An 18,850-nucleotide genomic window follows, 5' to 3' on the forward strand; every position below is an offset into this window, starting at 1 on the left:
GGTACGACGGTGGAACCGGGAGTGACGCGGTGCTATTTCGACGTCTCAGTGCTGTCGCGACGGTCGGGTTGATGATGGTCGCGAGTGGCTTCGCCGTAGCGCTGGCTGCCGAGGGCATCGATGAGGCCACGGTTGGTACGGCCACCGAGGCGTGGTACGTGCTGCCGGACAGCGACACCTGCGCCGACGCCGACTGCTCCGCGCTGCCGACGTCAGAGTATCCGAAGAACACGCTGCATGTGGGAATCTCGGGCGGTACTCCGACCACCGCGACCTATGTCGAGCTGGACCTTACGGCCTTGCCGTTCGGGGCCACCGTCACTGGTGGGACGTTGGAGTTGCCGGTCGACAGGAACACTGGCGACGGGTCGGTGCGAGCGGCCGAGGCGAAGCTCAGGGTCTGCCAGATCACCGGCTCGTTGGCTGACACCAAGGCCTCTCCGGACACGCCGCCGGAAACCGACTGCGACGCCGCCGCCGCGAAGGCGACCTATTCGGCCAAGCCACGCCCGGCATTCAGCGTCGATCTCGCACCCTTCGTGAAGGACTGGTCCGAGGGCGCGTCTGCCGCCGTCGCGATCCTGCCCGCGCCCGCCGCCGTCAAAGCCTCGGACACCTGGCACGTCGCGTTCTTCGGTAAGGACTACGAATCGGGCGAACAGCAGGCTCCGCCCGAGGAATCACCCGCGCCTGAGCCGCCCGCGAGCGGGGAAGACGTCGGCGCGAACGATCTGGCGGGAGACGTTCGCACGAAGGAGACGACGTCGAACCCGCCGGTCGAGCAACCGGGCGAGCAGCAGGAACCCGCCCCCATCACCGCGTCGTTGACGTATGAGGAAGAAGAGTTCGCCGCGCCGCCGCTCGCAGAGCCGCCGCCTCTTGAACCCGAACTCGGGCCGCCGCCACCAGCACCCGAAGTGGGTCCGATCGCCGCGCCAGCGCCCGAGGCGGCCGGTCCGGTGCCGCCCAAGCAGGAACCGGCGCAAGAGCCGGAGGCGGCACCGGTGCGAGCGCCGGAGGCGGCGCCGGATTTCATCGAAGTCGGCTACCAGTATCCGATCGCCTGGCTCATGCCGCTGTTGTTGCTGGTCGGTTTCGCCATGACGGGACATTCGCTGACCAGGAACCTCGAACATCCGGAACGCGCGTTGACGTAGAATTTGAAGAATTTATCTCATGTTGACTCTGCCGCACGTGGGTGTGACGATTCCAGCGGGCTGATGAGCGGCGGGAGGTAACCTGCGTGGTTTTCGATTTCCTGCGGCGGAACAAACGGCGGCGTCCCGAATCGCTGCTGGCGGTCGGCGTCGTCAGAAATGCGTTCGCGGGCGCCCAGCGCCATGCCATCGAGAAGTGGTGTGATCAGAATGGCGCTCGAATCATAGTCTGGGTCGAGGAAGATTTCCCTTTCGGTACTCCCTGGCATCGCCCTGAGTTGGAAAATTGGCTCACGGGCCATCCGCCGCGGCGGTGGGACGTGATCGTCGCTCATGGCATGGAACGACTCACGGCGATCGATCTCCTCGAATGGTGCCGCGATAACGGGAAGCGGCTCGTGCTAGCGGAGGAGCGCGGCGATTCGGACAAGTGGCTGAAGCCGTCCACTCTCGCCCCAGCCGAGCAACGAACCACGTCACTGGTGCTCCCGAACGAAGTGGAGCGCTAGCTCGCCCGGTTTTCGCCGAGCTCACCGCGTATCGGGTGCTCCGGGATGTTCTTGTCCTGTTCGGACAATCCTGGCTTCGTGTGTAGCTTGCGTTGTGCCGCCCGGTCAGCCTCGGCTTGCCTCGACTCCAGCGGCGCCGCACGAAGCACGTCGGTTTCGCTCTCGTAGATGACCTGCGGGATCGCGTTGAGCGCGCTTACCGTATCGGCGTCCGCTCCAGCCCGGAGGGCCGCTTGCACGAGATCGCTTTTGTCAGCCGGGTAGTCAACGCTGGACAGAGCCTGGCACAACCGATCGACATCCGTTGCCATGGCCAACCTCCGCATCAGATGGTGCCGTTACCGTGATGCCCTTGAGTAACCGCGATGAGGGCAGGGCAAACCCGGTGCAGCAGTCGGTCACCGATTACGCCGAGCACGGTCGCCGACGTGCTGGCGCCGAGCGCGATGCTCCAGCCGACTGGGCCGAGCGGAGTGCAGCCGAAGAACTGGCTCACGCCCGGCGTCTGGATGGCACCGCCGAGCACGAGTGCCGAGCCGATGCTCGCCAGCAGCACCCGCCGGTCCAGCCCGCCGATCGCCAGCGTCTGACCGAGCTGTGTGCCCACCAGCGAGGCGAGCGCCACGGTGGCCGCGCGCTGGCGACGTCCGGTCAGCCGGGCCGCACCCCAACCCGCCGTCGCACCGAGCGTGGTGACCACGGCGCGCAGCACGAGCTCCCGATTGAGCTGCGAGCCCAACGCCGACGTCGGGCTGCCGCTGAGGAGACCGTCGACCTCGTCCCGTCGCGGCTCACGCAACGCGATCGCGACAGCGGGGGCGAGGTCGGTCAGCAGGTTGACCAGCAGGATCTGCCGCGCCGTCAGCGGCGAGCGGCCGGTGAGCAGCGACGCGAGGACACTGAAGCTGACCTCACCGAGGTTGCCGCCGAGCAGGATCGCGAGCGCGTCACGCACGGACGACCACAGCGCGCGACCCTCCAGGAGAGCGGCGGTGATGGTGGCGAGTTGGTCGTCGGTGACGACGACGTCCGCCGCGGTGCGGGCCGCGGGTGTGCCACGACGGCCGAGTGCGATACCGACGTCTGCCAGCCGGATCGCGGGCGCGTCGTTGGCCCCGTCGCCGGTCATGGCGACCGTCCGGCCCCTGCTCCGCAACGCCTGGATGATGCGGACCTTGTCCTTTGGGCTGCACCGGGCGATGACGTCGACGTCGCGGAGCCGGTCGGCGAGTTGCTCGTCGTCCAGCTCGGCGAGTTCGGGTCCGGTGACGACGTGGGCCGCACTGGTGGCGGTGGGCACATCGTCGTTCGCGCCGCCGTTGACCGTGGTCGCGATGGCGTCGGCCGTCGCGGGGTGGTCGCCCGTGAGCATCACGACCTGCACCCCGGCCCGCCGGAGTTGCGCCGCCGCCGGGGCGGCGCTGGTCCGCACCGGATCAGCGAGCGCGACGAATCCCCGGTACACGAGGTCGGTGACGGCGTCGTCGTCGATGTCCCGCGCGCCCTCGGGGCTGCCGCTCGTGCCATCGCGACCGGTGTCGTCGGTGGCGCTGGTATCGAGTGTGCGTTCGGCGATCACGAGCACTCGGTGTCCCTGCCCGGCCAAGCAGTCGAGCGTGCGGCTCACCGCCTTGCGGGCGCGATCACCGAACCGGACGTGCCTGCCGTCGCTATCGGCGTACGTGCAGCGCGGCAGCACCACCTCCGGCGCGCCTTTGACCGAGAGCAGGCAGCCGCTACCCGTGTCGCCGACCGTGGCGTGGTAGCCGCGTGACGGTTCGAAGGGCAGGTCGGTGCCACGCCGCCAGTCGCGTGCGTCCGTGTGCGCGTCGACCCCGGCCTCTCGCGCACCCGCGACGACGCCCCGATCGGTGGCGTGCTCCAACTCGTCCGGGTCTTTGTCACCCGGCGTGGCCCTTAGGGCGGCGGCGAGCACGGCACGGTGCGCGTCGTCGAGCTCCTCGACGTCCTGGGTGGCGCTCGTGTCGCCCACACTGGTGAGGCTCAGCGTGCCGCGAGTGAGGGTGCCGGTCTTGTCGAAGCACAGCACATCGGCGCGGCCGAGCGCCTCCAGCGTGCGAGGGTCGCGCACGAGCGCGCCCTGGTCGGCTAGCCGGCGTGCGGACGCGAGCTGGGCCGCGTTGCGAACGAACGGCAGTCCTTCCGGGACCGACGCCACCGCCAGGTTCACGGCTGTGCCAAGGCTCTCGCTCAGTGGAACGCCACGCGATAGCCCCGCGGCCGCGACGGTGGCCGCGCCGCCGATCGCCAGCGGCGTGCCCTTCTTGGTCAGTTCGTCCAGCCGCGCACCAGAGCCGGGCGGCGCCTCCGACCCGGCGGCCACGGCCATGCTGCGGCCCGCCACCGTCGCCGTTCCGGTGGCGACGACGACGGCGACCGCGTGGCCCACCGAGATCGTGGTGCCCTCGTAGAGCATCGACGTTCTGCCGCCGATGTCGGCGGCCGCGACCGGAGCAGGGCTCTTCGCGACCGGCAGCGACTCGCCGGACAACGACGACTCGTCTACCTCTAGCTCGTCGGCCTCGATGATCCGGCAGTCGGCGGGCACGACGTCGGAATGGCCGAGCACGACGACGTCGCCCGGCACGAGCCGCGACGTGGCGACGTAGTGCTCGGTGCCGTCGCGGCGCACCGTTACCCCGGCTGCCGACTGCCGCAGCAGGTCGCCGAGCGCCCGATCGGTGCGGACCCGCTGCATGCCGCCCATCACGGTCGACGCGCCGGTGACGGCCGCGACGAGCCCGGCGTCGGTGAGCGACCCGGTGGCGGCTGACAGGGCAGCGCCCGCCGCGAGCACTGGCGTCAGCGGGTTCGCCAGCTCATCGGCGAACGCCTGCCACAGGCTCACGCCGACCGGTGCGTCGCCGTCGCCCTGGGTGCGCGCCCGCTGCTCGGCCTCCGCCGCGGAGAGGCCGTCGGGGTCACTGCCCAGGCGTGCCAACGCCGTGTCCGCGGGCATCAGGTGCCATGGCGCGCTGCCCTCCGGCGCGACGGCAGGCCGCGACAGCAGCGAACGTGAGCGCCACCGGCCACCGGCGAACGCCGCTGCCGCTGCCGCGTTCACGCCCAGCATCCCCCGGGACGCGGCCCGCGCGCCCGTGCCTTGCAGCGCGGCGACCGCGCCGACACCGGAGCCGCCCGCCGCGAGCGTCATGCTCTGATCGTCGACGGTGGCGGCGACATCGATGGCGTCAATGACAATCGTGGTCGCCGCGGCGTCCTCGCCCAGCAACAGGTGCGCGCCCCACGGTGGCGGCTCGCCGTCGCGATGCAGCCCAAGCCCACAGTCGGCGGCGGCGACTGCCTTCTGGTTGTTCGAGACAACGACGGTGACCGCCCCGTCCCGTTGCAGATCGCGCACCTGCTCGGGCAGCTCGTCGCCGCCGGGGATGACGTCGTCGGCGTACGGATGCTGCGCCTGACCTCGGTCATTGTCCTTGCCGTCCGCGACCACCACAGCTGCCCGCACCCGGCGCGCGGCCGCGATGACGGATCGCAGCGCGTCCGTCTGCTCGGCGGACACTCCGGCGACACCGCGTAGCTTCCGGCCCCGGGCGATGCCGAGCACCCGGTCGGCCCCGCGCTCGCGCAACTGCCTCGCGGCACGACGTCCGGTGGTCCCGGACAGCTCCAGGTCGTCCAGTGGGGCGAGCACCCAGCCATCACGTTCCTGCCGCGCGCCGGGCGTGTCCGGCTGGAACAGGTCGAAGCCGACCTCGGCGATCTCGGCGGGGTCCGCGTTGGCGACCGGAATCAGGTCGGTGATCTCGTGACGCCCGCCGCGCATCGCCGCCGCGTCGATGACGACGGTGTCCATCCGGCCGAGCTGGCGCAGCACGCTCCTATCCATGACGACAACGCCGCGCTGCGCCAGGACGCGTCCGATGTGGGTGGCGAAGCCCTCGCGGCCCGCCGCCGGGGCCTTGGGCAGGCTCGCCAGGCCGACCGCGAGGCCCTGCCGTGGTCCAGTGAACGGAACGGCGGCGGCTCCCGCGGTCGCACCGATCGACATCGCCCGCCGCGCGTAGTCGTCGGCCGGGTCGGCGCGCGGTGGGTTTTCCCTGGCCGGAACCGGATCGGCGGCGGCGTCCGACTCGTCGCGCACCAGGTCGGGTTCGCGCCGCCACCATGCGTCCTGGTGCGCGCGGGCCTCGCGCCACTGCTCGATCCGCTGGACGACGTCGAGCACGATGCCCTCGCCGCCCGCGGCGAGGCCCTGCGCCAACGCCGAGACGACCGGCAGCGCGGCATCGGCGTCGTGCTGGCTGTGCAGCGCTTTCCCGGTCAGCCGTCGCAGTGTCGGGTGATGGTGGAACACCGACCCAATCGCGGCCACCTCGGTCGGCAGTGGCACCCAGCTCCCCAGCCGCGTGACGGCCGACAAGCCGAGGCCGAGCGCGTCGGCGGCGAGCGCGGTGACCGACTGTGTGGTGCGCGGTCCCTCGCACGGATGGTGCAGGTCTTCACACTCGTCGTCGCATTCCGCAGGGACGGCAGCGTCCCGCTCTGCCTGGGCAACCGCGCGCACGAGGTCGTCCTCCCGCAGGGACCGCGACGATGCCGCGTCGACGACGACCCGGTGGGTCGGCGCGTTCACTCGCGCCCAGCGCACGCCGGGAAGCTCCCCGACGGTGCGCTCCACGGTGCGGATGACCCGACGGGCGTGCGGCTGGTCCAGCCCGTGGACTTCGACGTAGAACCTGCCGTCGCGCGCCCGGATTTGTCTTCCGCCGAACCCGCCCAGTCGCGCTGCGGCTTTCAGCGCGCGTACCGGCACGTCAAGCGGCAGCATGAATCCCGGCCCTCCCGAACGTCCGTTGGTCTCGTCGGCCACGTGTCGATCACTCGCCGAGCGTCCGGCCGCGCGCCGCCTCCAACAGCGACACCACCCGCTCGTCCGTAGTCTGGTGGAAGTCGCGGTACCACATTCCGACCGCGCCGAAGCCTTCCGGTGTGGCGAGGCAGACGACGTCGTCAGCCTCGTGCCGCAGACGGTCGGCGCTCTCCGGTGCGCACACCGGTGCGGCGAACACCACCCGGCGCGGCGCGTCCTCGGCCACGGCCCGTAGCGCGGCCGTCGCGGTCACGCCGGTGGCGAGCCCGTCGTCCACGACGAGGACGTCGCGTCCATGACGCGGGATGTGCTCGCGGCCCTGGTGGTAGTGCCGCACTCGCCTGCGTGCCTCGGCCCGCTCGGTGGCGGTGGCTGCTGCGAGGTCGGAGGGCGTCAGCCCTAGGCGACGCAGTGTGTCCTCGTGGAAGTACGCCGGTCCTTCCGCGGTCACCGCGCCGACCCCGAACTCCGGCTGGCCCGGCGCGGCGATCTTGCGCGCCACCAGGACATCGAGCTCGCCGTCGAGGCGGTCCGCGACGGCGTCAGCGACCGGGACGCCGCCTCGTGCCAGGCCGAGCACCAGCGGATCGGTCCACTGCGCCTCGACCAGCATGTCGGCCAGCCGTTCGCCCGCGTCCCGCCGGTCGGCGAAGGTGATATCGGCTGTTGTGTAGGGCATCCTCGGACCTCCCTGCCGCACGTGGGTACGTTCCGATTACCCGGATCGACCTCGGCGTCAAACCGGGTTGAACGGGCGCGATCGCGGGTACTGCTGTGGCATGGCTGGAGAGAACTGGACACGCGGCGACCACCCGACCGAGCCGGCGGAAGGTGCGCGCGACATCGGCACGCCGCCCCAGTCGCCACCGACGGAGCCGCACACCGGCGTCCGTTCGGACGATCTGCGGGCGTTACTGGACATCGAGGACGACGACGCCCGCCTGGTGCTCCAGGAGGGCAGGGTGCAGCTCCGCACGGACTCCGGGGACACGACCGGGGCGGTCACGATCATTTCCCGCGCCGGGCTCCGCGAGCGGCTGGCGGGGGCGACGCCGGACGCGCGGCGGCTGCTGGATCAGGCCGTCGAGCTGAACACCGAGATCGCGTCGCTGGGCGCCTAGGGCGTGTCTCCCGAATATCGGCCGGTGGTTCGCTGATGATCGGTGAATGATCAGAACTGGTGTGATCACGGACGAGTTGTGGGAGTCGATCGAGCCGGTGTTGCCGTCTGATGTTGGGCGGCGTGGTGCGCGCTGGCGTGATCACCGTCAGGTGCTGGAAGCGATCGCGTGGCGCTTTCGCACCGGATCGCCGTGGCGTGATGTGCCCGCTGAGTTCGGCCCCTGGCAGACCTTGTGGAAGCGGCATCGCCGCTGGTCAAGCGACGGCACGTACGAGCGGATCTTCGAGCATGTGCTGTCCGACCACGCCGATACGGGCAAGCTGGACTGGTTGCTGTCGGTGGACTCCACCGTCGTGCGGGCGCACCAGCATGCCGCCGGCGCGCCCTCCGCGGACCACACAGGGGGCCAGGTCGAATGACAAGATTTCCGAGCCGGACGACCACGCGATCGGTCGTTCGCGCGGCGGATTGACCACCAAGGTCCACGCCCTGGTCACCTCCGGTGTCCGCCCGGTGGCCATGCTGCTGTCCGCCGGGCAAGCCGGGGACAATCCGCGCCTGGCGCCGTTGCTCGAGGCCCTGGCCGCGACCGGGCACCGGCCGGATCGCCTGCTGGCGGACAAGGCCTACTCACACCCGTCGACTCGCCGCGAACTGCGGCGGCGACGCCTCCGGCACACCATCCCCGAGCGCTCCGACCAGGCCAAACGCCGTAAGGACAAGGGGTCCGCCGGTGGTCGGCCACCGGGTTTCGACCCCGAGCTCTACAAGCAGCGCAACACCGTCGAGCGCGGTTTCGGCCGGTTCAAGCAGTGGCGCGGAATCGCGACCCGCTACGACAAGTACGCGCGGACCTACTTCGGCGGCGTACTCCTCGCCGCCACCGTCATGCTCGCCCGATGAATCGGGAGACACGCTCTAGGCGCGGCTGCGCGGTGGCGCGGTGGCTAGAGCGGTGCGACGTCGCACACCGACGCGCGTAGCGGTGAGCTGCCGCTGATTGGGTCGCTCGGCGTCTGGCGCAATACGGCGTTGAGGTTCGCGCTGCCGGGTCCGGTGACCGGATAACCGGGCAGGTCGAGGTCCGGGCAGGCCTGCCACCAGCCATGCTGGCCGCTGACGACGTTCGGGTCGAGGTTGGTGGACAACTTCGCGCGGGCGCGCACGCTGCCGTGCGGCGTGTCCAGCCGTACCCAGTCACCCGCCGCGATACCGCGTTCCCGCGCGGTGTCGGGATGCAGCTCGACCTGCGGGTCGGGCATCTTGCCGCGCAGGCTCGCGATGTTGCGATGTTGCGTTTCGCAGAACCACAACGACTTCGCGCACGTCAGGACCAGCGGGAACTTCTCGGTCAGATCCGGTCGCGAGCGGGGACTGGTGCCGGGCTCGATGAACTCCGCGACCGGCGCGTAGCCGTGGTCCGCGAACGTCTCCGAGAACAGCTCGACCTTCCGAGACGGCGTGGCGAACCCGCGTGGCACGCTGTCGTCGTCAAGTTCGGCGTACTTACGGTGCCGCGTGGTGAGCGGCACGCGGACTCCGGCGGGGTCGGCGCGGAGCTGATCCAGCGTGATGCCGCTGGGCGCGAGCTGATGCCCCAGTCCGGCATCGACGTCGCCGTCCCAGAACTGCTTACCCAGCCCCAGGCGTACAGCCAGGTCGAACACGATGCGTATGTCCGAACGCGACTCGCCACGCGGCGACGCGACGGGACGCCGCAACTGCACCAGCGACTGCGCCTCCTGGTTGACCTGGAAGCCGATGGCGAGTGCCTCGTTCTCGAACGCGCTCGTCACCGGCAGCACGATGTCGGCCTGATCGGCGGTCGGGTTGAGGAACAGGTCGGCGTGCACCATGAAGTCCAGTGCGGCCAGCGCGTCCCGCCCGCGTGTGCTGTCGCCGTGCGCCATCACGAGGTTCGCGCCGAAGTTCACCAGCGCCCGCGCGCGGTACGGGCGGGCGTCGAGTGTGGCGGTGTAGAAGTCCTCGCCGGTGACGAACTCGAATCGCGCCGGGCCAAGCGGCCGTTCCTGGACGCCGATGGCCTTGGCGAGCTGGTCCGGCGCGAGCGTGCCCCTGCCGTCGATGCGGTTGCTCGGCACGGCGGCGAACTTCACGTTCCCGCCAGACGCGTCGAAGTCCCCGGTGAGGGCGTAGAGCTGGTTGACGGCGCGGATGGTCTGGGTCGCGTTGCTGTGCTGTTCCAGCCCGCTCCAGGCGTAGAACGCGACCGGGCGAGACTCCCACAGGGTGCGGGCGGTGGCCTCGATGTCGGCGGCGGGCACGCCGGTGATGTCGGCCGCGACGTCCGGGGCCATGCCGCGGCACTGCTCGGTGACCAGGTCGAACGCCGGGCGGCAGGGGACGCCGCCCACGTCGTAGGTTCCGGACAGCGAGAGCCGGGCCTCGTCGACGGCGTAGCCCCGCGCGGGGTCGTAGGCGACCGGCGCTCCAGACGCCTCCTCCCAGGCGACGTAACGTCCTTCGTCGCGGAGCAGCCGTCCGGTGTCGGTGCGTACCAGCAGCGGCGCGTTGGTCCAGCGGCGCACGAAGTCGACGTCGTACCAGCCGCGCTCGATCATCACGTGGGTCAGTGCGAGCGCGAGGGCGGCGTCGGTGCCGGGCCGGACCCGCAGCCAGTGGTGCGCCTTGCTCGCCAGCCCTGCCCGCCGAGGGTCCACGACGACGAGCCGCGCGCCGCGTCGCAGCGCAGCCGTGGTGCTGGTGGCGTGCGCCAGCCGGGACACGGACGGGTTGTAGCCCCAGAACAGCAGGCATCCGGCGTTGTCGATGTCGGGCGGCTGCTCGCCGGGGACCGAGTCGCCGAAGGTGTAGAGCGAGGCCAGGTAACGCCCCCACCCGCACAGCTCCATGTAGGCGAGCATGTTCGGGCTGCCGAACGCGCGCCGCAGCCGCATCACCCAGTCGACCGAGTCGGACATCGCCGACGTCGATGGCGATGCGGAACCGAACACGACCGACTCGGGACCGTGCTCGCGGGCCAGCGCCAGCAGCCGTTCCGTGATGGTGTCCAGTGCCTCGTCCCAGCCGATGCGCTGCCAGCCGGGATCAGCCGCGCCTTTCGGGGCGGTGCGCTTCAGCGGGTGCAGCAGCCGATCGGGGTGCGCCACGATTTCTGGCGCGGCCTTGCCCTTGATGCACAGCGCCTGGCCGGTGGGGTGCGACGGGTCGGGATCGAGTGCGGTGAATACGCCGTCGGTGACGGTCGCCGTCGCTCCGCAGCGGGACACGCACAGCGGGCAGAACGTCGCGACTCGCGTGGCCGCCGATGTGGCAGGCGCCTCTGGCTGGGGCCGTGTGGCCGTCATACCGGTTAGTCGGGCGGGATTGGGATGCGTTACTGGTAGCCACCCGTGTGAGGTACGTCGGTGAGCGCCGGTTTTCGCCCGAGCGGGCGCGGGTAGCCGCTGGCCATGGTGTTGCGACGGATAGCGAGCGAGGTCGGCAAGGGCATCTTCGCGGGACTCGGCGGGACCGCCGCGATGACCGCGTCCAGCACAGCGGAAATGAAGCTACGTGGCGGCCAGACGAGCACCACACCCGCCGCGGCGTTGTGCACGCTCCTCGGTGTCGAGACGCTCGGCGAGACCGAGAAGACGCGGCTGACGAACCTCGTGCATTGGGGCTACGGAGCGGGCCTCGGCGCGCTGCGCGGGCTGCTCGCCGCCACCGGCGTGCGGGGCGCGAAGGCCGCGGCGCTGTTCTTCGGCCTGGTATGGGGCGGAGAGCAGGTCATGCTGCCCGCGTTGAAGGTGAGCCAGCCGATCACCGAGTGGAGCGGCGAGATGGTCGCGAGCGACCTCGCGCACCACCTGGTGTACGTGCTCGGCACGAACACCAGCTACGAGGCCATCCAGCGCACCTGACGCTCATCGGCTGAGCCGATCCTGCCCTGCGTCATAGACCAGCACCTCGTCGCGGCGCACCAGTCGCGCCTCCGGGGTCGGGCGATGCGGGCGCAGCGCGCCGCCCGGCATGAGGTGTTCGACGTCGACGCCGCGCGCGAGCAGCAGGAAATCCGCGATCAGCTTGCGGTGGCAGCGCCACCACACGGACTCCGCGCACATCACCGTCGTCAGATCCTGCTCGGCGTCGGCAAGCAGGTCGTCGATGGCGGCCAGGAACTCCGGCGTGCGCATGTGGGCGGCGTAGCCGCTGAACGACGCGTTACGCAGTGCCGTGTCCGGGCTGTCCGGGTGGTGCGGTCGCCAGCCGCCGAGGCGCTTGTCCCAGCGGTAGGCGATGCCCGCGTCCGGCAACCAGCGCGCCATCGCGTCTCGGTTGGCGTCGGGGTTGTGCCTGCTTCCCGGGGCGGTGCGGACATCGATCAGACGACGCACCTCGGCCGACCGCAGGAGCCGGGAGAGCTCGGCGGCATCGGCGGTGCCGTGACCAACGGTGAGCACGCGCGCGACTTCCCGAAGGTCACGGCCGGTCAAAGCGGACTCGGGCTGGCTGGACACTGGATTACGGCGTGCGTCGGCGTGGGCATCCTGGAAGTCATAGTGCATCCTGCTCGCGTCGTGCTTCTGCACCAGGAACACCGGGCCGGCATGCCGACGCTTCGTCGTGCCGGATGGCTCGGGGAACGCGAGAACCGCCGCTTCCTCTGGTACTCGTTCAGTGCCATGTGCACGGGCTACCCAGCGGCGACGCCGTTACACGTCGTGGCGCCCGCGTGCGGTTTGGCGGCGTGGGCGTTGGGTATGCCTTGGGCGACAGGCAACCGCGTCGATGTTGTCAGGAGGATGAAGAGCAATGGCGCAACGCGTACGTGAGCTGATGGCGAGCGCTCCGGTGGAGATGGACGCGCGCACGTCCGTTCACGAGGCGGCCAAGAAGATGCGCGAAGCCGACATCGGAGACGTGTTGGTCACCGAGAACGGCACGTTGTGCGGGATCGTGACCGACAGGGACATCGTCGTGCGCGCACTCGCCGCCACCGAGGATCTGAGCGGCCACCGGCTCGGCGACATTTGCAGCAGGCAGTTGATCACCGTTCGTCCAGACGAAGACGCGGACGACGCCATCGCCCGCATGCGGGAGCACGCGATCCGGCGGATCGCGGTAGTCGAGGACAGCAGGCCCGTCGGGATGTTGTCGATCGGTGACGCGGCGGTGGAGAAGGACCCGCGCTCGGCACTCGCCGACATCAGCGCGGCACCCGCGAACGCGTAACGAGCGCGGGTGACCGGTCGGCGCGCGGCGCGGTGTTTGGTCCGACGGCTGCTCGCGTGACTTCGCGATGACCCAGCCCGAGCCATGGTGCTGTGCGCGCGAGCGCGGTACAACCGGAGTATGGCCGGACAGGCAGAGCGCCGGGATCCGCACGCCACAGTGAAGCGCGAGCTGCTGGTGCGGTATCTCGACGCCTGGACGGCCGCGGTGACGCGGTCGCACCGCAACGCGACCTACATCGAGTCGGCGCTTGGCGGTCCCGCCGCGGACGCGCTGCGCGTCTTCGGGGAGTTCGCGGATCGACTCAGCGGACATCAGTTAGACGTCGTGCTGCTCGGCGCGCCCGCGGAGACGTTGGCGCCGGTGTTGCGGGAACTGGGAGAGCCGCCAGGGGTCGCGGTCCATAGTGTCTCGGAGCCGGACTCGCTCGTGGTAGAAGGACCCGCGCTGGCGCATTTGGACGTCGTGGGGGAGAGCGTGCTTGATGAGGAAGCGACATGGCGCCTCGCTGACGAGCTGGCACGAGCGAAGGCGCGTGAGGTTTTGCTGACGGTGCCGCCCGCTACGGCGGGGAAGGTGGACGAGCACCGGGCTCGGTTGCGTTCGGCGGGACTGTCCTATGTGGTCGCCGTCGAGCTGGTGGATAACGAGGATCACGGGCAGTTGCTGATGTTCGCGACCAGCGCACGCAAGCATCTCGCGACGTTCAAGGACGAGCTATGGGCCGTCGACGAGTTCGCGGGCGTGCGCTACCGGGATCCCGGCGACGACGAGGGCGCGCTGGTGGACATCTCGCTGACGCCGCAACTGACACCGCTGCGCCGGATGCTGTTGGCCGAACTGGCGCGGCGTGGCTCGTGCGGTGTCGCTGACTTGCAGGAACACACGTTGCTGCGGACGATCTATCGCCCGGCGGAGGCCCTGCGGGTGCTGCAGTCAGCTGCGTCGGCTGGCGCGATCAGCAGGAAGCCGGAGAAGGGACGGCTCACCCCGCGCACGGTGGTGGCGTCCGCATAGACGCCCGACACGACCGATACGCGGGAGATCGCGGCTGCGACCCGGCTTCGTGAGCGGGCAGCGGCACGGTCGGTTAGGACCGGGCGCCACCGGGAAATCCGGGGACATGGCGAAGGAAATGGAAGGCGATAATCGGCAACGCAGGCGTAAGGCTCGGCGAGCCCGTAACAAAGAAGGTGTCGCGCCCAGTCGTTGCTGTCGCGGGTCGTCGCCTGTTCGAGTGGTTTCCGCTCCGGGATAAGCCGACGTACCCAGCCTCACCGTGCCGTGTAGGCGGTTCTGCCTGCTCAGGGGCCTCCGACCGCATTAGCGAACTGGTGTTCGAGAGAGTAGTGTCCTCGGTACGGCCGATCCGTCGGTCGTCCTTTTCGTAGTGGAGGTTCGCGTAGGCGAGCTTCGCAGGAGTCATTTCGGCGTTCGCCGGACCCTGCTCCGCTGCGGGCGCTGCAGATCCCGTTCATTGCCGCACGAGGCGGCACGACAGTTAGGATAGCTATGCCCGCAGAATCCAACGACCTCGAATCCCGAGTGACGGCGCTCGAGAAGAAGATGCGCGCCGTCACAGCGGACGCGGCGGCAGCCCGTGTCCTCGCCGGGGGCGCCGACTGGGATGTGTCCACGATGCAGGATCAGCTCCGAGCTCAGACGAAACTGCTTAACGCGCTCCGCGAGACCCAGATCGAACACGGCGAGTGCCTCGGCCGCCTGGACAACCGCATGGATTGTCTTGAGAACCGCATGGACGGTCTGGATCAGCACATGGGCGCCCTGGAAGGGCGCATAGATGGCCTCGACGGGCGCATGGACGGTCTCGACGGGCGCATAGATGGCCTCGACGGGCGCATGGACGGTCTCGACGGGCGCATAGATGGCCTGGATCAGCACATGGGTGCCCTGGAAGGGCGTATGGACGGTCTCGACGGGCGCATGGACGGTCTGGATCAGCACATGGGTGTCCTGGACCAGCACATGGGTGCCCTGGAAGGGCGTATGGACGGTCTCGACGGGCGCATGGACGGCCTGGACCAGCACATGGGTGCCCTCGAAAACCGCATGGGCACCCTCGAGGGACACATGGATGGCCTCGAAGAGCGCTTCGACCGCATGGAGAGCAAGGTGGAGGGCGGTTTCACCAAGGTCAACGACGACATCGCCAAGGTGATCGATCTCCTCGCTGCTTAGCGGAGACACCGTGGGCAGCGCGGTGGCGGCGTCGTAGCGATGTCCGGTGCCGCCACCGCGCACTACTGGAGGTTCAGATGGGGATACTCGGTTGGATCGTTCTCGGGCTCGTCGCCGGCGCGATCGCCAAGCTGTTGATGCCAGGCAAGGATCCAGGCGGGTGCATCATCACCATGCTGATTGGCGTGGCGGGCGCGTTCCTTGGCGGTTGGGTCGGACGGACGCTCTTCGACGTCGATCTCGGCACGTTCTTCGATGCCCGCACCTGGGGACTGGCGATACTTGGCGCGCTGATTCTGCTCGTCGTGTATCGGTTGATCTTCGGGGTCCGAACGAGAGACTGACGAAGCGGCGTCGCGAGAGGTAGGCAGGGCGTCAGGAAGCCCAATACCTAGATGTTGCGGAGTACCGAGACGACGATGCCAATCACGACGGCCTCGTCACCGTCGATGACGTCGTAGTCGGGGTTCCTCGGCTCCAGATAGACGTGCCCGTTGCGGCGGCGATACACCTTGACGGTGGCCTCGTCGTCGAGCATCGCGGCGACGATCTGTCCGGAGTGCGCCTCGGTCTGCTGCCGAACCACGACGATGTCGCCATCGCAAATCGCGGCGTCGATCATCGAATCGCCGCGTACCCGTAGCCCAAACACCGTGCCTCGGCCGGTGAGGCCACGGGGCAGCGTCAGCATGTCGTCGGCGTGCTCCTCGGCCGTGATGGGAGCGCCCGCGGCGATATCGCCGACAACGGGGACGCTGACCGAGTCGCTGGATTCGCGTGGTGAGGGGTCGCGCAGGAAGTCACGTACGTCAATCGGCCGGGACATCGTGGCGCTGCGCCGCAGGAACCCCTTCTCCTCAAGGCTCGCCAGGTGTTTCGACACCGACGACGATGACCGAAGGCCGACGACGTCGCCGATCTGGCGCGTGCTCGGCGAGTACCCGTAGCGCACGACCCAGTCCCGGATAGCGAGCAGGATGCGCTGTTGGCGCGGTGGCAAGGTGGAGGTGTCCATGTGCTCGAACGGGTCAAGATCATCGTAGTAGGTCACCTGCGAAATCGTAGGACACGTCGGCTGTTCTCGATCGAGTGCCACCTCGCGGACCGTGAGCGGCTTACCGCGACCGTGACCGCATCCTCCCGCGGCGAGCGAGTGTCGCACCGCGGCGTGCGGTGTGCCTGGCGCGACGCAGCGCGTCACTATGGCGCAGTCGCCGCGCCGCGGCGGTCACAAAGTCTTTCAGCCGGCCGGTTGGCGCGGAAGGTCGCGTCGAGCTGGGATCAGTCTCTGTCGGGTTCAGCGTCCCGTTCCGCTGCATACGGTTGACCGCGGCGACAAGGCCTACGATTCCGTCAATCGCCGCCTCGAGTAGCTCGCGGTCGCTGATCGCGCTGGGAGTCGTGGTATCGCGCGCGGTGGCCGGGTCCGGGATGAGCTCGGTGAGTTCGCCCCAGACGTGCACGCCGCTGTGGGTGACGTCGTCGGCGATGCGTTTGCTCTGCTCGATGACCCACGGGTAAAGATCGGCTGGCAGCGTCAGTGAGGGCTCGCGGTCGCCGCGTCGGGTCAGGACGCGCTTGCCGAGCACTTGTTTGAGCAGCCGTTCGCTGGGTTTCCACCGCAGGCCACGTTCGCGTGCGACGGAGTTGACGCGCCGCATTAGTTCGGCCGACACCATCCCCAGCGAGAGGTTGCGGCCCTTCGGTGGGATGTCGTACTCACTCGGGTCAATTCCGAGTACCGCGGCGAAGCGCTGCCACAGCAGCTTTGGGTCCGTTCCCGGCGGCGGGACGGTGAGGACGTGCATCCGCTCAGCCGGGACGGCCTTGCCCCACCTGCGCAGAATGGCGCCGAGGTCTTGCTGGCGCCAGAACCGTGTCGCGACCTCGAGGGTGGCGGACTCCGGAGCGGTCACGGCGGCGAGATAGTCCTCCCAGGTATAGGTGAACCAGTTGCGCATGTCCTCTTGCCAGCTGGCGGGGATGTTGCGCGCGAGATCTCGGCCGGAGAGGATGACGTGGACGTCGGCGGGAGCGAGGCTGTCGATCGCACGCCGAATGTGCCGTGGTTTGGCGTCGACCAGCCATTCCATTGACACGACGGCGCTGTGACCGTCCCAGGCGTGGATCTCGTCGACGAGGCGCTGCCACGCCCCGGCCGTCTCCGCGCGCCGATGGTCGGTAGGGGTGATGTTGGCGAGATCGCGCACCGCATGGACCTGGTCGCCCCACGTGCGTCCAGGCCACAGCACACCCTGCTCCGCGAGGCGTTCCCGATTGTGTCCGAGCACTCCCTGCAGGAACGTGGTGCCCGACTTGGGTGTGCCGATGTGCAGATACACCGTCGGGTAGCGGCGGCCAGCGGTTGTGTCCTCGGTCAACCCTTACCTCTGTCTCTAGGTTTCGCGTGGTCACCGGGAACGATAGCGCCATCGTGGTACAGCGCCCGACGAGGTCAGGTCGAACCCGAGCAGGAGAGCGCGATCGAGGGCGAGGACCGCCTCGGTCACGGCTGGGGCGAGTCGGGCTCGCTGACCGTGAGGGTGACCCCGTCGGCCAGCCGGTACGGATTCGGCGTGATCAGGGCACCGACGACACGTCGCAACCGAGAGACTTCGGCACGGACGGTCACCGCGTGCTCGGCGTCGCCGTAGAGCAGGGTACTCAGCCACCCTGCCGACAGCCCATCGGAGCCTGCCTCGCTCAGCGCGCGCAGGAGCTGCGCGTGTCTCGGGGTAAGCGACGTCCGCCAGCCTGCTTCGTCGGAGCGAACTTCCAGCACGGGTTCGCCGGTGAGGTCAAGCCGGGCGGTGATCGCCCCCTGCTGGTCGCGCGGACGTATCAGCCATCCGTCGGTGATGCGTTCCGGCAGGCAGAGGCCCATCCCCGGCACGGCGAGGGCACGATTCGCACGCGGGACTTCGATCCGGTCCTTGGCGGCGATGCCGGAGTGGTGGGCGACCCAGCCATGGTCGTCGACCACGAGCAGCGGCCCCGGCCGCGTGCCCAGCAGTGGTTCGGTCTCCCGACGCAGCCGGTCGAGCTGATCTTGGTGCAGTCGCCACAGCCTCGCCTCCGCCAGCCGGACCGCGCTTCGTACCAATGAACCGATCGCGGGATGCAGCGTCAGGGCTGGTCCACTCACGTCGACGACGCCGAGCAGGTCCCCGCTGCGGGGATCGTGGACCGGTGCCGCGGTGCAGTACCACGGATGCTGCGTGTGCTCGAAGTGCTCAGCGGAGAACAGTTCGACCGGGGCGTGCTCGGTGAGCGCGGTGCCGATCGCGTTGGTGCCGACCACCTGCTCGGTCCACCGAGCGCCCTCGACGAAACCGAGCTGGTCGGCGACGATGCGTACCCGAGCGGAGCCCTCCCGCCACAGCACGATGCCTTCTGCGTCACAGACGACCATGAGGAACTGGGAGGCGTCGGCCACGCTGGTGAGCACGGTGCGCAGCTCGTCGATCACCTGGCTCAACGGTGACTCGTGGCGCAGTCGCTCGATCTCGGCCGCGGGCAGGTGCTCGCGGGCATTGCGGTCGGGGTCAAGGCCCATCGCCATCATCCGCGACCAGGACCGGGCTACCAGCGCACGTGGCCGCGTCGGTGGGCGGGCACCACCGAGCACCGCGTCGTGGATCCGTTGCAGCTCGCGCGCATGGGTCGACAGATCCGTGCCAGGTGCGACCGCACCGAAAACCGCCGTCGTCATCTCGCCTCCGCGAACGTTCCCCTCAGGATAAGCGGGAGCGTGTGAGGGGCGCCACGGCCATCGCGATGCAACACGCCGCAACGCTTCGGCTCGCTC

At 69.5% G+C, this 18,850-nt stretch carries 16 protein-coding genes and 1 pseudogene; 9 read left to right on the forward strand and 8 right to left on the reverse strand.

The features are described 5' to 3' along the window. The first annotated feature begins 71 nt into the window (after positions 1 to 71). Positions 72 to 1,157 (forward strand): hypothetical protein, encoded by a 1,086-nt coding sequence (locus ACFQGD_RS17310; protein WP_345397025.1) that lies wholly within the window; start codon positions 72 to 74, stop codon positions 1,155 to 1,157. An 86-nt stretch (positions 1,158 to 1,243) separates the two neighbouring features. Further along, on the forward strand, positions 1,244 to 1,666 hold the full coding sequence (locus ACFQGD_RS17315; protein ID WP_345397028.1) for a recombinase family protein: 423 nt from the start codon (positions 1,244 to 1,246) through the stop codon (positions 1,664 to 1,666). On the opposite strand, the gene ACFQGD_RS17320 is transcribed toward ACFQGD_RS17315, so the two are convergent. Genes ACFQGD_RS17320 through ACFQGD_RS17330 form a run of 3 tightly spaced genes read right to left on the reverse strand, consistent with a single transcriptional unit; the run spans position 1,663 to position 7,200 of the window. Beyond that, positions 1,663 to 1,977, reverse strand: a complete 315-nt coding sequence (locus ACFQGD_RS17320) for a DUF2795 domain-containing protein (protein ID WP_345397031.1) — start codon at positions 1,975 to 1,977, stop codon at positions 1,663 to 1,665. The genes ACFQGD_RS17315 and ACFQGD_RS17320 overlap by 4 nt on opposite strands. 14 nt (positions 1,978 to 1,991) lie before the next feature. After that, entirely contained in the window at positions 1,992 to 6,479 is a 4,488-nt protein-coding gene (locus tag ACFQGD_RS17325) for a cation-translocating P-type ATPase (protein WP_345397034.1), read from the reverse strand. 49 nt (positions 6,480 to 6,528) lie between these two features. Then, complete coding sequence (locus tag ACFQGD_RS17330; protein WP_345397037.1) at positions 6,529 to 7,200, reverse strand: phosphoribosyltransferase; 672 nt, start codon at positions 7,198 to 7,200, stop codon at positions 6,529 to 6,531. A 100-nt stretch (positions 7,201 to 7,300) separates the two neighbouring features. Here ACFQGD_RS17330 and ACFQGD_RS17335 point away from each other — a divergent pair, with 100 nt between their 5' ends. Together ACFQGD_RS17335 and ACFQGD_RS17340 are read left to right on the forward strand one after the other, a co-directional pair. Further along, complete coding sequence (locus tag ACFQGD_RS17335; protein ID WP_345397040.1) at positions 7,301 to 7,642, forward strand: hypothetical protein; 342 nt, start codon at positions 7,301 to 7,303, stop codon at positions 7,640 to 7,642. A gap of 46 nt (positions 7,643 to 7,688) precedes the next feature. Beyond that, positions 7,689 to 8,547 (forward strand): annotated as a pseudogene (locus ACFQGD_RS17340) (IS5 family transposase). A gap of 44 nt (positions 8,548 to 8,591) precedes the next feature. Here ACFQGD_RS17340 and ACFQGD_RS17345 read toward each other — a convergent pair. Continuing rightward, positions 8,592 to 10,973, reverse strand: a complete 2,382-nt coding sequence (locus tag ACFQGD_RS17345; RefSeq protein ID WP_345403227.1) for a molybdopterin-containing oxidoreductase family protein — start codon at positions 10,971 to 10,973, stop codon at positions 8,592 to 8,594. A 105-nt stretch (positions 10,974 to 11,078) separates the two neighbouring features. On the opposite strand from ACFQGD_RS17345, the gene ACFQGD_RS17350 reads away from it, so the two are divergent. Continuing rightward, the gene (locus tag ACFQGD_RS17350; RefSeq protein ID WP_345403224.1) at positions 11,079 to 11,531 is read left to right on the forward strand and encodes a hypothetical protein; all 453 of its coding nucleotides are present in this window, start codon (positions 11,079 to 11,081) and stop codon (positions 11,529 to 11,531) included. Positions 11,532 to 11,534: 3 nt separating this feature from the next. On the opposite strand, the gene ACFQGD_RS17355 is transcribed toward ACFQGD_RS17350, so the two are convergent. Continuing rightward, positions 11,535 to 12,200: a DUF488 domain-containing protein gene (locus tag ACFQGD_RS17355; protein ID WP_345403221.1), complete on the reverse strand. Its 666-nt coding sequence runs from the start codon at positions 12,198 to 12,200 to the stop codon at positions 11,535 to 11,537. A gap of 223 nt (positions 12,201 to 12,423) precedes the next feature. Here ACFQGD_RS17355 and ACFQGD_RS17360 point away from each other — a divergent pair, with 223 nt between their 5' ends. The 4 genes from ACFQGD_RS17360 (at position 12,424) to ACFQGD_RS17375 (ending at position 15,386) form a co-directional block, all read left to right on the forward strand. After that, the gene (locus ACFQGD_RS17360) at positions 12,424 to 12,843 is read left to right on the forward strand and encodes a CBS domain-containing protein (RefSeq protein WP_345403218.1); all 420 of its coding nucleotides are present in this window, start codon (positions 12,424 to 12,426) and stop codon (positions 12,841 to 12,843) included. Positions 12,844 to 12,963: 120 nt separating this feature from the next. Then, positions 12,964 to 13,860 (forward strand): hypothetical protein, encoded by an 897-nt coding sequence (locus ACFQGD_RS17365; protein ID WP_345403215.1) that lies wholly within the window; start codon positions 12,964 to 12,966, stop codon positions 13,858 to 13,860. A 495-nt stretch (positions 13,861 to 14,355) separates the two neighbouring features. After that, entirely contained in the window at positions 14,356 to 15,042 is a 687-nt protein-coding gene (locus tag ACFQGD_RS17370; protein ID WP_345403212.1) for a hypothetical protein, read from the forward strand. Between the two features lie 77 nt (positions 15,043 to 15,119). Next, on the forward strand, positions 15,120 to 15,386 hold the full coding sequence (locus ACFQGD_RS17375; protein ID WP_345403209.1) for a GlsB/YeaQ/YmgE family stress response membrane protein: 267 nt from the start codon (positions 15,120 to 15,122) through the stop codon (positions 15,384 to 15,386). A 47-nt stretch (positions 15,387 to 15,433) separates the two neighbouring features. On the opposite strand, the gene lexA is transcribed toward ACFQGD_RS17375, so the two are convergent. From lexA to ACFQGD_RS17390, 3 genes are all read right to left on the reverse strand, one after another. Continuing rightward, positions 15,434 to 16,093 carry a transcriptional repressor LexA gene (gene lexA, locus ACFQGD_RS17380; protein WP_345403206.1) on the reverse strand — a complete coding sequence of 220 codons (660 nt, stop codon included), beginning with the start codon at positions 16,091 to 16,093 and terminating at the stop codon, positions 15,434 to 15,436. A 64-nt stretch (positions 16,094 to 16,157) separates the two neighbouring features. Next, entirely contained in the window at positions 16,158 to 17,423 is a 1,266-nt protein-coding gene (locus ACFQGD_RS17385; RefSeq protein WP_345403203.1) for a hypothetical protein, read from the reverse strand. 125 nt (positions 17,424 to 17,548) lie between these two features. Next, positions 17,549 to 18,754, reverse strand: coding sequence for a sigma-54-dependent transcriptional regulator family protein (locus ACFQGD_RS17390; protein WP_345403200.1), 1,206 nt, complete (start codon positions 18,752 to 18,754; stop codon positions 17,549 to 17,551). Positions 18,755 to 18,850 lie beyond the last annotated feature (96 nt).

The sequence above is a fragment of the Haloechinothrix salitolerans genome (assembly GCF_042662605.1).
GTDB lineage: Bacteria > Actinomycetota > Actinomycetes > Mycobacteriales > Pseudonocardiaceae > Haloechinothrix_A > Haloechinothrix_A salitolerans.

Bases quoted from the DNA above. Each gene is read 5' to 3' on its own strand.
- ACFQGD_RS17310 (WP_345397025.1), top strand. From the start codon at position 72: ATGATGGTCGCGAGTGGCTTCGCCGTAGCGCTGGCTGCCGAGGGCATC.
- ACFQGD_RS17320 (WP_345397031.1), bottom strand. From the start codon at position 1,977: ATGGCAACGGATGTCGATCGGTTGTGCCAGGCTCTGTCCAGCGTTGAC.
- ACFQGD_RS17325 (WP_345397034.1), bottom strand. From the start codon at position 6,479: ATGCTGCCGCTTGACGTGCCGGTACGCGCGCTGAAAGCCGCAGCGCGA.
- ACFQGD_RS17330 (WP_345397037.1), bottom strand. From the start codon at position 7,200: ATGCCCTACACAACAGCCGATATCACCTTCGCCGACCGGCGGGACGCG.
- ACFQGD_RS17335 (WP_345397040.1), top strand. From the start codon at position 7,301: ATGGCTGGAGAGAACTGGACACGCGGCGACCACCCGACCGAGCCGGCG.
- ACFQGD_RS17345 (WP_345403227.1), bottom strand. From the start codon at position 10,973: ATGACGGCCACACGGCCCCAGCCAGAGGCGCCTGCCACATCGGCGGCC.
- ACFQGD_RS17350 (WP_345403224.1), top strand. From the start codon at position 11,079: ATGGTGTTGCGACGGATAGCGAGCGAGGTCGGCAAGGGCATCTTCGCG.
- ACFQGD_RS17360 (WP_345403218.1), top strand. From the start codon at position 12,424: ATGGCGCAACGCGTACGTGAGCTGATGGCGAGCGCTCCGGTGGAGATG.
- ACFQGD_RS17365 (WP_345403215.1), top strand. From the start codon at position 12,964: ATGGCCGGACAGGCAGAGCGCCGGGATCCGCACGCCACAGTGAAGCGC.
- ACFQGD_RS17370 (WP_345403212.1), top strand. From the start codon at position 14,356: ATGCCCGCAGAATCCAACGACCTCGAATCCCGAGTGACGGCGCTCGAG.
- ACFQGD_RS17375 (WP_345403209.1), top strand. From the start codon at position 15,120: ATGGGGATACTCGGTTGGATCGTTCTCGGGCTCGTCGCCGGCGCGATC.
- ACFQGD_RS17390 (WP_345403200.1), bottom strand. From the start codon at position 18,754: ATGACGACGGCGGTTTTCGGTGCGGTCGCACCTGGCACGGATCTGTCG.